The organism is Autumnicola tepida, from assembly GCF_031846485.1.
Taxonomy (GTDB): Bacteria; Bacteroidota; Bacteroidia; order Flavobacteriales; family Flavobacteriaceae; genus Autumnicola; species Autumnicola tepida.
In genome coordinates, this window is the sequence record NZ_JAVRHQ010000131.1 from 1 (window position 1) to 245 (window position 245).

Sequence of the window (245 nt, forward strand, 5' to 3'; positions counted from 1 at the left end):
TTAAATCCCTGTGATCCAGATGCAACCGCCGGACCTTGTGACCAGGATGATGACGGGCTCACCAATGATGAAGAAGCTGGACTAGGCACCGATCCTAACGATCCCGATACAGACGATGATGGTATTAATGACGGGGATGAAGTCGACAATGGCTCTAATCCACTTGATCCTTGTGATCCGAATCCGGATAATGAAAATTGTCCTTCAGAAGACAATGATACCGATGACGATGGAATTGATAATGA

General features: G+C 46.1%; 1 pseudogene. It reads left to right on the forward strand.

From position 1 onward, the window contains the following. Window positions 1-245, forward strand: a pseudogene (locus RM553_RS19650) (hypothetical protein); the annotation flags it as partial.